The organism is Spirosoma utsteinense, assembly GCF_014282275.1.
In the GTDB taxonomy this organism is placed as follows: domain Bacteria; phylum Bacteroidota; class Bacteroidia; order Cytophagales; family Spirosomataceae; genus Spirosoma; species Spirosoma utsteinense.
The window spans coordinates 95,587-108,530 of sequence record NZ_VFIA01000014.1 but is presented as its reverse complement, the minus strand read 5'-3'; the positions used below and the strand labels follow the sequence as shown (position 1 = coordinate 108,530).

At 54.3% G+C, this 12,944-nt stretch carries 10 protein-coding genes; 8 read left to right on the top strand and 2 right to left on the bottom strand.

Annotation, left to right across the window (positions count from 1 at the left end):
• Positions 1-136: 136 nt before the first annotated feature.
• Positions 137-736, bottom strand: a complete 600-nt coding sequence (locus FH603_RS13200; RefSeq protein ID WP_186737992.1) for a Crp/Fnr family transcriptional regulator — start codon at positions 734-736, stop codon at positions 137-139.
• A gap of 225 nt (positions 737-961) precedes the next feature.
• On the opposite strand from FH603_RS13200, the gene FH603_RS13195 reads away from it, so the two are divergent.
• Positions 962-2,002, top strand: a complete 1,041-nt coding sequence (locus FH603_RS13195) for a sugar phosphate isomerase/epimerase family protein (protein WP_186737991.1) — start codon at positions 962-964, stop codon at positions 2,000-2,002.
• Between the two features lie 220 nt (positions 2,003-2,222).
• Positions 2,223-3,245: an alkaline phosphatase D family protein gene (locus FH603_RS13190; protein WP_186737990.1), complete on the top strand. Its 1,023-nt coding sequence runs from the start codon at positions 2,223-2,225 to the stop codon at positions 3,243-3,245.
• A gap of 130 nt (positions 3,246-3,375) precedes the next feature.
• On the opposite strand, the gene FH603_RS13185 is transcribed toward FH603_RS13190, so the two are convergent.
• The gene (locus tag FH603_RS13185; RefSeq protein WP_394366401.1) at positions 3,376-4,482 is read right to left on the bottom strand and encodes a DmpA family aminopeptidase; all 1,107 of its coding nucleotides are present in this window, start codon (positions 4,480-4,482) and stop codon (positions 3,376-3,378) included.
• A 638-nt stretch (positions 4,483-5,120) separates the two neighbouring features.
• Here FH603_RS13185 and FH603_RS13180 point away from each other — a divergent pair.
• The 6 genes from FH603_RS13180 to FH603_RS13155 all read left to right on the top strand — a co-directional run bounded on the left by FH603_RS13180 (position 5,121) and on the right by FH603_RS13155 (position 12,892).
• Positions 5,121-6,734 carry a PAS domain-containing sensor histidine kinase gene (locus FH603_RS13180; protein ID WP_186737988.1) on the top strand — a complete coding sequence of 538 codons (1,614 nt, stop codon included), beginning with the start codon at positions 5,121-5,123 and terminating at the stop codon, positions 6,732-6,734.
• A 206-nt stretch (positions 6,735-6,940) separates the two neighbouring features.
• On the top strand, positions 6,941-7,087 hold the full coding sequence (locus FH603_RS13175) for a hypothetical protein (protein WP_186737987.1): 147 nt from the start codon (positions 6,941-6,943) through the stop codon (positions 7,085-7,087).
• 16 nt (positions 7,088-7,103) lie between these two features.
• Positions 7,104-7,580: a RidA family protein gene (locus tag FH603_RS13170; protein WP_186737986.1), complete on the top strand. Its 477-nt coding sequence runs from the start codon at positions 7,104-7,106 to the stop codon at positions 7,578-7,580.
• Positions 7,580-8,695: a D-TA family PLP-dependent enzyme gene (locus tag FH603_RS13165; protein ID WP_186737985.1), complete on the top strand. Its 1,116-nt coding sequence runs from the start codon at positions 7,580-7,582 to the stop codon at positions 8,693-8,695. Before FH603_RS13170 ends, FH603_RS13165 begins: the two co-directional genes overlap by 1 nt.
• A gap of 28 nt (positions 8,696-8,723) precedes the next feature.
• Complete coding sequence (locus FH603_RS13160) at positions 8,724-9,806, top strand: dipeptidase (RefSeq protein ID WP_186737984.1); 1,083 nt, start codon at positions 8,724-8,726, stop codon at positions 9,804-9,806.
• A gap of 194 nt (positions 9,807-10,000) precedes the next feature.
• Entirely contained in the window at positions 10,001-12,892 is a 2,892-nt protein-coding gene (locus FH603_RS13155; protein ID WP_186737983.1) for an ATP-binding protein, read from the top strand.
• Positions 12,893-12,944: the final 52 nt, after the last annotated feature.

The window sequence follows — 12,944 nt, the reverse complement described above, 5'->3', positions numbered from 1 at the left end:
TCCACTATCCGGCTACGAGAGACATGTTAAAATTTAACACCCAGACCAGTCTTAACGATATGTTCACGGCCTGTTCACGAACAGACAGAAAATGGGGGGCGTTGGTAATAATTTCGAAACATTCGGGCCATATCGGCTAGGGGAGGGGCCGACCTTTCAGCTTCTTGGAGGCAGTTTGGCGGGTCGTGCCGATCAGGTCGGCAATTTCCTGGTGTGATAGCAAATTCAGGATCTGGTGTTGCTTTCGGTCGGCGTCGCTGACGGGGCTGCTGTATGCCTGTTGGAGCTGCCGGAGCCGATCCTCAACCGATTCACCTGCCCGCTGGAGGAGCCGGGTTTCGGCTTTGCACCACCGGCGGATGACTACCTTATGGAACCAGCGGGCAATGACGGGGTCGTTCTCGATCTGATGGCGAAAGAACGAATAGTCGATGGCGAACAGGTCGACGCTCGTGGCGGCCTGCGCAAACTCAAAAAACTCGACCCCGTCCTCGTCGAGGTAATGCAGGTTGCCAAAGGTTTCGCCGGGTTGCAGAATGTCATAGATAATACGCTCCCCGGAAGCCCCAAAACTGCCAATCTTGACGATGCCTGTTTCGATCAGGTAAATAAAGGGAGCCTCGTCGCCCGGCTTGTACAGGTAGTCGCCCTTGCCAAACCGCTGCGATATGATAGGCTGGGTACTGTGCTGATTTAAATGGGGCAGTAAGTAGTCGGGCAGCGAGAGGGAAGGCATAGGGGCGGGGTATAGATTGGTCTACTTACCCTTGAGAGAAAGCACGTCAAAAATAAGGAAAGGTACCTGGCCGAAAAAGGTCGCTGGTCGATTCGGATGTATTGCCCGACCTGGTATATCTGTCGATGGTGCTGCTTTGTACCGTATTGAGTGGACACTGGCTCAGGGAATAACACTAACCGAAAAAGGAAATTCCAATAAACCCGCCATCAGGCATACAGGCACATGAAAAATCAACCATCACGTCGGCAGTTTTTGGGAACCACGGCCGCCCTCATCTCCGGAACCGTACTGGGTAGCCATAAGCTGTTCGGCGCACCCGCCCTGATTCGTAGTCTGGGGGAGAAACCAAATTCGCTGATCGATGGGGTACAGATTGGCGTTATCACCTACTCGTTTCGGGATATGCCCGACCAAAGTGCCGAAGCTACCCTGCAATACGTGCTGGATTCGGGGATCAGCGCTATTGAACTGATGGGAGGTCCCGCCGAATCATTCGTCGGGGCACCTAAAAATCCGGTCGATATGAAATCGGTATTTCCGCTGATGAGGAAACGTTTCGAGAAAAAAGAACTGACCGACGATGAGAAGAAACAACTCGCCGACCTGGATGTGGCCATGAAAGCCTACCGGGCAGAGATGACCAAATGGCGGCTGTCGGCACCCATGAACAAGTTCGAGCAGGTGCGTAAACTGTACAATCAGGCGGGGGTGAAAATCTACGGTTTCAAGCCGGATACCTTTGGCCTGCAAAGCACAGACGCCGAGATCGAATACGGCCTTAAGGCGGCCAAACTGATGGGTGCCAATCAGGTCACGCTCGAACACCCTTCTAACGATGCCCATACGCTCAGGCTGGGTAAAATGGCCGAAAAGCAAGGGATGCGGGTAGGCTACCATGGCCATGAACAACAGACCCCAACGTTCTGGGATACAGCCTTGGCCCAGTCGCCGGGAAATGCGATTAACTTCGACCTGGGGCATTATATAGCTGCGGGCAATCTCGATCCGCTGGTGTTTCTCAGGCAGAAGCACGATCGCCTTGTCAGTATGCACATCAAAGATCGCCAGACGTCCGACCACGGCAAGGGTAATCTGCCTTGGGGCCAGGGCGATACGCCGTTGAAGCAGGTGTTGCAACTGATGCGTGATCAGAAGTATACGTTCCCGGCTACGGTCGAACTGGAATATCAAATTCCGGCCGGCTCAAACGCGGTGGCCGAAGTGAAAAAATGTGTAGCCTACTGCCGGACTGCGCTGAGTTAAGCCGTTATCCGCCGTAAACGCCTGCCTGAGGCAACCAGCCCAGGCGGGTTGGCGGGCATTGACAGCAGGGAAAGGCTGGCAAATCGACGAACGGGTGCCGCCATCCAGGGCGAAATGTGGCTGTGAACGAACGTCGGGCAATATTATCAAATTTCGACATTGCCCAACCGGTAACGTCGCTGTTATACTTTTGCGGGGTTACTGAAACAAATCATCTTCAATGAAAAACCTCGTCAAACTAAGCTTTCTGGCCTGTACCATACTGGTGGGATGCCGATCACCCAGGCCCGTAGCAACCAACGCTTCCTCTGAAAACCCCATAACGTCCATCGCCTTTGGATCATGCAGCGACCAGAAACGGCCACAACCTTTATGGGACGACATCCTGGCGCAGAAAGCGCAGGTCTGGGTCTGGCTGGGCGATAACATATATGGCGATTCGGAGAATATGGATACGCTGAAAGCCAAGTATGACCGGCAGAAAAATAACCCGGTCTACCAGCAACTACGGCAGTCGACATCGATCATTGGCGTTTGGGACGATCATGATTACGGCGTAAACGATGGCGGCAAGGAGTATCCGTTTCGCAAACAGAGCCAGCAGCTGATGCTGGATTTTCTGGACGTGCCGGCCGCGAGTCCGCTGCGTACCCAGGAAGGCGCTTATTCGGTGCATACCTACGGCCCCAAGGGCAAGCGCGTAAAGGTGATCCTGCTCGACGGACGTTATTTCCGGGATGCACTCAAAAAGAACGGGAAAGACAACGTTCCCGACCCATCGGGCGATATGCTGGGCGAGACCCAGTGGAAATGGCTGGAAGCCCAGCTGACCGGGTCCGACGCCGATGTGCATGTGATCGGGTGTGGTATTCAGTTTTTACCCGAAGAGCATACTTACGAAAAATGGGCAAATTTCCCCACCGCCCGCAAGCGGTTTCTCGATCTGCTGGGGAAAACGAAACCGAAAGGAGCGATGCTCATCAGTGGTGATCGCCACATTGCCGAGGTGTCCAAAATAACGGTGCCGGGCCTGGACTATGACCTGTTCGACATCACCAGCAGCGGACTTACCCATGTTTCCAAAGCCCATGAAGAAGCAAATCAGCACCGGGTGGGTGAGATGGTCGCGCAATTGAATTATGGATTGATCTCCATCGACTGGAACGCCAAACCGATAACGGCAACTGTCCGCATCAATGGCGACAATCAGGCTACCTACCTGACGCAGGAAATAAAGTTCTAACGCCCGACGCGCGCCTACCCTATCCATAGCTCACGGTATTTCAGAGACCAGAACGTTCCGGTTTTTGAAATACCGTCGGCCGGGTGGTAAAGAGGTAGCCGATGCGTTTCTATTGATATAAACTGGTGGTTTACCTAATCTGCCCAGCCTGTTTAAGCCAGTTAAGTACCTTATCGACGGGTAGTTTCTCCACGGTATGGCCCTGATCGCCGGTCATGGTGTCGGCCGCGAACAGGGAGTTGACAATGGCCTCTTCGGTTGCTTCGATAGCCGCCATGAACAACGAGGACACATCATCATTACGCAATACCTTGTTTTCATCGAACGAACTGCGGGTTTCGTGTGGGAGCTGGTAAGCGGTCGAAACGGCAACGACATAGTCACCACTGCCATTCGACGCGATGCCGCCCGTTTTGGCTAACCCCATAAAAGCCCGTTTGGCCAGCCGTTTCAGGTTGCGCGCATCCAGTGGGGCATCGGTCAGAACGACCATCATACAGGAACCATCGAGTTTGTCTCTATAAGCATACTGCCCCAACTTCTCCCCGATCGGTACACCAGCAATTTGCAGGACACCCCCAAAGTTGGTCTGGACCAGCACGCCAACGGTGTAGCCCCCCAGCGAAGCAGGCAGCTTGCGGGACGAGGTGCCGATGCCCCCTTTGAATCCAAAACAGACGGTTCCCGTTCCGGCACCCACGTTGCCCTCCCGAACAGGGCCCGACTGAGCCTGTTCCAGCGCATCCAGCACGTGTTGCTTCGTTACGTGCCGCCCGCGAATATCATTCAGGAAACCGTCGTTCGTTTCACCAACGAGTGCATTTACCGACCGTACCTGCTCGTTGCCGGGCTGCCTGAGGGTATAGTCGATGAGGGCATCGGCTACCGTTGGAACGCTCAGCGTGTTGGTCAGGACGATAGGCGTCTCAAGCGTGCCAAGCTCTTCGACCTGGCTGTAACCCATTAGTTTGCCAAAGCCGTTTCCGATGTAGATAGCGGCCGGGCTCTTTTGCTGAAACTGATTTTTTGCGTGCGGAATGATGGCCGTCACCCCCGTACGAATAGCTTTCCCTTCCTGAATGGTGACCTGACCAACCCGAACACCGGGTACGTCGGTGATGGCGTTGAGTGGCCCAGGCGGGAGTACGCCCAGGTGGATGCCGTACGCACGGGGGCGCTTGACGGGTTGAGCCAACAGCCCGGTGCTGACAAGGTACCCTATGCCCGACAGGAGCATCAAACGGAAAAACGAGGCCATCTATTGATAAATTTGGTGAGCGGATGGAAGCAATTTACACGATCGAATCCAATACCATCCACTCCGGGTAGCCATGGCTTCAAATTAAGCGTATAGGTGTTACCTGTACCGGCCTTAGCTGGAAGTTATTTCGGGCAGGGCGCCGGTTATGGTAGCGGTTGGAGCGTGTGCCGCAGGGATCGTGAAGGTAGTGGACTAAGGATTTTAGTGGATCAGGGGCATATCGACATGTTCCGGCCAGCGTTTTCCAGACCAGAAACGGGGATTTCATACGAGCAAACGGTAGGGGAAGCTAGATGAGATAGGGACGTAGGTACCACCTTGTATAAAAATAAATACCTGTTACTATATTTAATATCTATTCCTATATATTAGCTATAGAATAATGTACGTATAAGCCCCGGCGTGCGGGAAGAATGGCCGCGTTTTTAGTTATACCTTCAGGCTGACACTGATTTTAGATGAACCTGACGCCAACTTATTTACCTGGTTGAACTATGGGATAGATACGACGCGATACGGCTCAGATGATAAAGGGCTGAAAAAGCTACCGACTTACGTTTACATATTTTATAAGACCAGCGATGCCTGGTTGTTTGCCGAATTATTACCCGTTTATGACTCCTCTGCCTAAGTTGCCGATCCCCTATCCCGACCTGTCTGCTCATTTGCTGGACACGTCTCAAACGGGTATTTTCGTGTGCCAGCCTGTGACCGATACCACGGGCCACCTGGTCGATTTCAACCTATCCTATGCCAATCCGGTGGCCGGTACCCTGTTCGGTCAGGCCTGGTCACAACGCTTTACGAAGACAAAATCCTGTGGGCAGTTGTTTTCGGAAGTTGAAGGGCCGTTTCTATTCGGGATTCTGCTGGCCGTATTTCACACGGGTGTACCTTATCGGAACGTTGACTTTTTATATGTCGTTGACGGTGAGCCGCATTGGTACTATGTGTCAATCACTCAAACTAAAGGGGCAGTGGTGACTACCGCTCGGGATGTGACACAACAGGTTCAGCTTCAGCGGGACCAACAGCGTCAGGCGCAGCTTCTCAACGGTATATTAAAAACTTCCCCCAATGGCATCATCGTATATGAATTTATTTGTGGTCCGGTTTCAGATCCAGCGCGGGGTCAGGCATCTGGGGTAGGTGAAATTCTGGATCTACAACCTGTCTTTTTCAATGAGGCTTACCTGAAACTGGTTGGAGAGTCGGCAGAAAGAATAAAAGAGCAAACCCTCTCACAACGCCTGGGTCAGGAAACCTATACGGAGTTGTCATCGCTGATCCGTTCTCTGATCGACGCAGGCAAGTGCGTGCAGTTGGAACGCTTTTTTCCGCACCTGGGCAAGTGGCTTTCCATATCGGGCAGCCGCACGGAAAATGGAATTATGTTTGTTATTGATGATGTGAGTGCGCGGAAAGAAGCAGAATCCGTACAACAGTATCAATCGCAGGAGCTACAGGCGTTGAATGAGGAATTAACACGCTCCAATGAGAACCTGCTGGAGTTTTCGTATGTGGCAAGTCATGATTTGCAGGAGCCGTTGCGTAAGATTCAGCAATTTGGTACGGTTCTCGAGGAGCACTACGGCCCTGTACTGGGAAGTTCGGGGAACGATCTGGTTCACCGCATGCAACAGGCATCCATCCGGATGTCGGTGCTCATCCGGGACCTGCTCGATTACTCGCGGCTGAGTAAACAGCCGAGGGCCTACCACCAACAGGATCTGAATGAACTGGTCACCTCAGCCCTGTCGGCGCTGGAACTGGTCGTGTCCGAGAAAAAAGCGGTAATCGATGTCAAACTCCTGGGTACCATTGCCGGTGACGCTACGCAGCTGACCCAGGCCTTTCAGAACCTGCTGACGAATGCCCTGAAGTTTTCCAGACCTGATCAGGTTCCGCATATCAGGATCAGCAGCCAGTCCATTGGTTTCGACGACCTGCCCTCCGGGTTTCAGCCAAAAGCGGGTCAGAACCAGTTTTGTGCCATCCACGTGGCCGACGATGGTATTGGATTCGAACAAACGCAGGCCGACCGGATTTTTGGCGCTTTTCAGCGGTTGCATGGGCGGGGCGAGTATCCGGGGACGGGTATTGGTCTGGCTATCGTTAAAAAAGTGGTTGAAAACCATGGCGGCTATATTCTGGCCGAGAGCCAGCCCGATCAGGGGGCCACGTTTACGATCTACCTGCCAACGAGCGGTTCGGAAAACGAGTCATAACGACCGGCCTGGACCGATTTTCGACCGTTTTAAACCTGTTGGGTTAAATAAATTGGATAGTACTTGTCCGGTAAGGAGACAACAGGGGTGAGTCGACGGGTAGCTCGGTAACGAGGTAGTCGATTGACGATGGTGCTTCGGTAGGTGTTCCATACGAGCCCGGCGCTCAGCGGGCTGAACACGTTCATCAGCGAACCCGCCAGGTCATGCTTATCTCCGGGGCTACCCTGGCCCTCGGTAGAAGTATGAAACTGGTTATGTGGACTTATGAAGATGCGGCCCGTATACCCGAACCTGATGGTTTATCGATCATTGAACTGGCCGGGGCATTACTCCTCAATAATTTTGTTTAAAGCCTAGTTAACAACCATGCAAACCACAGTAACGGCCGACGAAGCCTTCACGCAAACAGGTCTTTCCTTACCACCTGCCCCTAAACCACTGGGGGTCTACAAACCCTGCCTCATCGACGGTAAGTATTTATATGTGTCGGGCCACGGTCCCGTTCAGGACGACAAAAGTCTGATCATCGGTCGTATTGGTGCCGATATGGATATGGAGCAGGGCAAGCTGGCCGCCCGTCAGGTGGGTCTCGCCATTCTGGCCACGATCAAAGAAAAGCTCGGTAGCCTCAACCGCGTAAAGCGCGTAATTAAAGTACTCGGTATGGTCAACTGCACGGCTGATTTTGAGCGGCACCCGTACATCATCAACGGCTGTAGCGAACTGTTTGCGCAGGTGTGGGGCGAAGAAAACGGCATCGGCGTTCGGTCGGCGGTGGGGTTTGGATCGCTGCCGGACAATATCCCGGTCGAAATCGAAGCGTTATTTGAACTGGCCGACTGATGCAGGAAACGCCCTGGTATCAGATACGCAACATTGAGCAACTCGACAGTCCGGCGCTGGTCGTGTTTCCCGATCGGGTCCGGCAGAACGTCGAACGGCTGGTGACGGCCATCGATGATCTTGGCCGGTTGCGCCCGCACGTGAAAACGCACAAGTCGCGCGAGGCCACGCAGTTGATGCTGGCCGCTGGCATTCGTAAATTTAAGTGCGCCACCATTGCCGAAGCTGAAATGCTGGCGATGGTGGATGCCCCCGATGTGCTGCTGGCCTATCAGCCCGTGGGTGCCAAACAGCACCGGCTGATCGAGCTGATTGAAACTTACCCCCAGACGACCTTTGCCTGCCTGGTCGATAACCTGACCACTGCCCAACAACTGTCCGAACGGGCGGAAGCTGCGGGAATAAAAATTCCGGTCTACGTCGACCTGAACGTCGGCATGAACCGAACCGGTATCGCGCCCAACGACGCCGTGCTTACGCTGTATGCCGAATTAAGTCAGTTGCCAGGGGTACGGCCTGTGGGACTACATGCGTATGACGGGCACATCCGAAATCCTGACCTCGCCGAGCGTACCGTGGTTTGCGATGCGGCTTTCGCGCCCGTTCAGCAACTGGCCGAAACGCTGGTGGCGCGTGGGTTCGACCGGCCTGTCATCGTGGCGGGAGGGAGCCCCACGTTTCCTATTCATGCGCGCCGTCAGGGGGTTGAATGCAGCCCCGGTACGTTCATTTATTGGGATTACGGATACGGGACCACACTGGCAGAACAGCCATTTCTGCACGCAGCGCTGGTCGTGGCGCGGGTCATCTCCCTGCCCGATGCCACGAAGTTATGTCTGGACCTGGGCCATAAATCCATTTCGGCCGAGTCGGACCTGGGGCATCGGGTCACGTTCCTGAATGCGCCCGACCTGCGCCCCATCGGGCAGAGTGAGGAGCATCTGGTTGTAGAGGCCAGAGAAGGCCACCACTTCGCGATTGGCGATGTGCTGTATGGACTGCCCAACCACATCTGTCCCACCTGCGCCCTCTATGAGCGCGCCCACACCATCGAAAACGGGCAGGTGACCGGCGAATGGCGCACCATTGCGCGCGACCGAACGATTCATCATTAATAACCAGCCCGCAGGTAATCAAACCCTTATGTTTACAATTGACGCGCATCTCGACCTGAGTATGAACGCGCTGGAATGGAACCGCGACCTGCGCCAGCCAGTCGAACACCTGCGGCAGCGGGAGAAAGGTATGACCGACAAACCCGACCGGGGCAAAGCAACGGTATCGTTGCCCGACCTGCGCCGGGGAAACATCGGGCTGGTCGTTGCGACTCAGATTGGCCGGTATGTAGCGCCCGACAATCCGCTGCCGGGCTGGCATTCGCCGGAGCAGGCCTGGGCGCAAACGCAGGGTCAGCAGATCTGGTACAAGGTCATGGAAGAAGCGGGGGAGATGGTGCAGATCCGTGATCTGGCCGGGCTCGAAAGCCACCTGGCGCGCTGGAACGACGGAACGCCCAACGACCAAAAACCCATTGGCTATATCCTGAGTCTGGAAGGGGCCGACTCCATCATCACGCCCGCTTATGTCGAGCGAGCCTATCACTATGGCCTGCGCGCGCTTGGTCCGGCTCACTACGGTCCCGGCCGCTACGCGCAGGGAACCGACGCCACGGGATTTATGGGCGAGGCTGGCCGGGCGCTGCTGCGCGAGATGGAGCGGTTCAACATCATTCTGGATGCGACCCACCTGTGTGACGATAGTTTCTGGGAAGCACTCGACCACTTCAACGGCCCTGTCTGGGCCAGCCATAACAACTGCCGGGCGCTGGTGAATCATAACCGCCAGTTCAGCGATGAACAGATCAACGCACTCATCGAACGGGGCGCTGTCATTGGTGGTGCGCTGGATGCCTGGATGATGGTGCCGGGCTGGGTACGCGGCCAGTCGACGCCCGAAAGCATGAATTGTGATCTGGCTAAAATGATCGACCACCTCGACCACATCTGTCAGCTGGCGGGTAATGCCCGGCACGTGGGCATTGGCTCCGATCTGGACGGCGCGTTCGGTAAGGAACAGAGCCCCTATGACCTGGAAACCATCGCCGATCTGCAGAAAATTCCCGATCTGCTCCGGCAGCGCGGCTACACCGAAGACGACGTTCAGGGCATTATGCATGGCAACTGGCTCCGGTTCCTGCGCGCAGCCTGGACGGCCACGTCTGAGTGAAAATGACTTGGTGTAACTGCGACCGGGAAGCGGGTGAATAGAAGACCCTTACCCTGCGTTGAAATTAACCACTCCAGGGTTTCCATTGAGTCGTATCAATAGCAATGAAGTAGACTAAACGTAAATAAAATGTATATGAGAGCGGGATAATTGATAATATTGGCTATTGTTTAGGTACAGGATACCATTGATCCATGATTACCTCCGTAACGCCTTCCTATCTGCAACCCGACCGACTGCCGTCTCCCGGCATCCGGTTAAACCAATTGGGGCCTGGTCAGCAAAACGGCCATGCGTTGTTTCACGGTCCCGTGCCAGCCGTGACCGAGGTGTCAATGATACCGCTGTCGGCATGTAATGGCAAGCTGTTTAAATGGTTTTTGTCGCTACTGTTGGTGCTGGTGGGTTCCCTGGTGGCTTATGCCACGACGATGCCAACGGCCAGTCAGGGGATATTAGACCTTAGAACCGTTGATCTTTCCCGGCAGGATGTTGAGCTTCGTGGCGAATGGAAATGGTACTGGCAGCAGTTGCGTTCACCCGGTCAGCCAGAATCGTATCACGAGTTCACCCTATTTCCGCAGCACTGGTCATCCAGTACATGGCATCAGCAGCCCCTGTCAAACCAGGGATTCGCTACCTATGCGCTCACTGTGCTGTTGCCATCCCGGACAACGGCGCTCAAGATGAACGTGCCGGATCAGTATTCGTCCTACCGCCTGTTCATTAACGGAACCGAAGCGGCCCGCGATGGTCAGCCGGCCACTACCGCAGCCGCTACCATCCCACACTGGTCTACCCAGTTGATTGAGGTGCCCGCCACTGCCGATACCCTGCAACTCCTTTTACAGATCGCCAATTTTGAGCACGCTAAAGGCGGAGGGAGAGGGGCCATCCGCATTGGGAATGCCCGGCAGCTGAGTGCGGTGCTGGCCACCGATAGTTCTCTGGATTTGTTGCTTACGGGCTGCCTGTTAATGGCTGGCTTGTTTTTTCTGGGCTTGTTTGGGATGGGGCGTACCGAATGGCCCATGCTTTACTTTAGTTTATTCTGCCTGACCTATAGCTACCGGATTATTGGGACCGATTTATACGTGTTCCATACGATTTTCCCCGATTTGCCGTGGGGGGTAACGATTCGACTGGAATATATATCCCTGTATCTGTCCGTAGGAACATTTGTCGTGTATACGCAATCGTTGTATCCCCAAGACACCAATCCCATCATCACCCGGATAATGGCGGGACTATGCTTTTCGGCGGCTGCCACCGTTTTGTTATTGCCGCCCCTGCTGTTTACGCAACTGATGAACCCGTTTCTGATGTTGATGGTGATTTATATCATCTATTGTACGTATGTATACTGGATAGCGGCTCTCCGTGGCCGGCCCGGCGCAAGGTATTCGTTGCTGGCAACCGGTTTGCTGATGGTGATGTTCGGGCTGATAATACTCCAGTACTTTGATCTTCTGACACCTCCCAAAGCGCTGCTGTTTGTGGGGTATCTCGGTTTTTTCTTCCTCAAGTCGCTGGTTTTACCCTACCGGTACGTATTTGCGTTTAAGGAGGCCCGGCATATCGAGAAGCAGTTTCTGGCGAATATGAGTCATGAGATACGAACGCCCCTGAACGCCATCGTTGGTTTTTCCAATCTGCTGGACACGGCTGACCTGACTCCCGAACAGCACGAGTACGTTCGGGATATCCAGGTGGCCGGCAAGAACTTGCTGCGGATCGTCAACGACGTTCTGGATATCTCTAAAATTGAATCCGGCATGGTTCAGGTAGAGCGCATTCCGTTCAGTATCCCTTCGCTGGTGGACTCCATTCGAACCATGCTGCTCCCTACAGCGGCCGAAAAAAAACTGGCCCTGACGGTTTCTATCGACCCGACAATTCCCGATACCGTGCTGGGCGATCCTACCCGGCTCACCCAGATTCTGCTCAACCTGCTGAGCAATGCCATTAAGTTTACACAGCACGGCCACGTAGCCCTACACATCGACAAACGGAGCCAGACCTCCGATTCGGTGCGTATACGGATAACTGTAGAAGATACTGGCATTGGGATGATGCCAGACGTACTGCCCCATATCTTTACCCGGTTCAGGCAGGCCAACGACTCCACTACCCGACATTACGGTGGTACGGGCCTGGGACTGAGTATTGCAAAATCACTGGTCGAGCTGCAGGGCGGCTGGATTCGGGTTTCCAGCGAACCCGACAAAGGATCAAAGTTTACGCTGGAGATCACCTACCAGATCGCCCAGACCCAAACCGATTTGCCGCAGGACCAGGATGATACCAGTTGGGAGCCAACCGGCCGTCGGTTGTCCATACTGGTCGTTGAAGACAACGCCATGAATCAGAAACTTACGATCGGCATTCTAAAGCGGCTGGGCTATACAACCCAGTTAGCTGAAAATGGATCACAGGCTCTGGATATACTGAAAAACGCTGACTTCGACCTGATCCTGATGGACATTCAAATGCCTATCATGGACGGCTATACCGCTACGCATCAGATTCGTACGGTTCTTCAGAAAAAAACACCCATCATCGCCATGACGGCCCACGCTATGGCCAGCGAACGCGAGAAGTGCCTGAAAGCCGGCATGAACGATTTCCTGTCCAAGCCTTTTTTGCCCAACGATTTACAGTTGCTGATTCAGGAGTATGTACTACTCCAGTCGGCTGGTGAATTATTGACGAAACCGGTGTCTGCTGCCCCGTTTTTGACTTTTTCTGAAGAGCCGTTGATGGAAGCTGTCGAGGGAGATACGAAACTGGTCATTAGCCTGCTGACGGTGTTTCTGGACCAGACCCCGTCGCAACTTCAGGCGGTACGTCAGGCGCTGGGGTACGGTGATCTCCCCACGGTGAGCCGCATCGTTCATCTACAGAAAGCGACCATTCAATTGCTGGGTCTGACCGAAGCCCGACAGCAGATACAACGCATTGAAACGCAGTTTTCCGCCGGAGCCACCCGAGCCGAAATTACCCGCTCGACACAAGACTACCTCGCTCAGATCGATCGTGCCTTACCCGCCATTCAGGCCCGGCTGGACGAAATGATAATGCGTTGAACGAACAGGATCGATGACGGGTGAACGCCAAAGTCTGGCCTGTGAGTAGCTC

Excerpts from the sequence above, each read along its gene's own strand:
- FH603_RS13200 (WP_186737992.1), bottom strand. The coding sequence starts at position 736 with ATGCCTTCCCTCTCGCTGCCCGACTACTTACTGCCCCATTTAAATCAG.
- FH603_RS13195 (WP_186737991.1), top strand. The coding sequence starts at position 962 with ATGAAAAATCAACCATCACGTCGGCAGTTTTTGGGAACCACGGCCGCC.
- FH603_RS13190 (WP_186737990.1), top strand. The coding sequence starts at position 2,223 with ATGAAAAACCTCGTCAAACTAAGCTTTCTGGCCTGTACCATACTGGTG.
- FH603_RS13185 (WP_394366401.1), bottom strand. The coding sequence starts at position 4,482 with ATGCTCCTGTCGGGCATAGGGTACCTTGTCAGCACCGGGCTGTTGGCT.
- FH603_RS13180 (WP_186737988.1), top strand. The coding sequence starts at position 5,121 with ATGACTCCTCTGCCTAAGTTGCCGATCCCCTATCCCGACCTGTCTGCT.
- FH603_RS13175 (WP_186737987.1), top strand. The coding sequence starts at position 6,941 with ATGCTTATCTCCGGGGCTACCCTGGCCCTCGGTAGAAGTATGAAACTG.
- FH603_RS13170 (WP_186737986.1), top strand. The coding sequence starts at position 7,104 with ATGCAAACCACAGTAACGGCCGACGAAGCCTTCACGCAAACAGGTCTT.
- FH603_RS13165 (WP_186737985.1), top strand. The coding sequence starts at position 7,580 with ATGCAGGAAACGCCCTGGTATCAGATACGCAACATTGAGCAACTCGAC.
- FH603_RS13160 (WP_186737984.1), top strand. The coding sequence starts at position 8,724 with ATGTTTACAATTGACGCGCATCTCGACCTGAGTATGAACGCGCTGGAA.
- FH603_RS13155 (WP_186737983.1), top strand. The coding sequence starts at position 10,001 with ATGATTACCTCCGTAACGCCTTCCTATCTGCAACCCGACCGACTGCCG.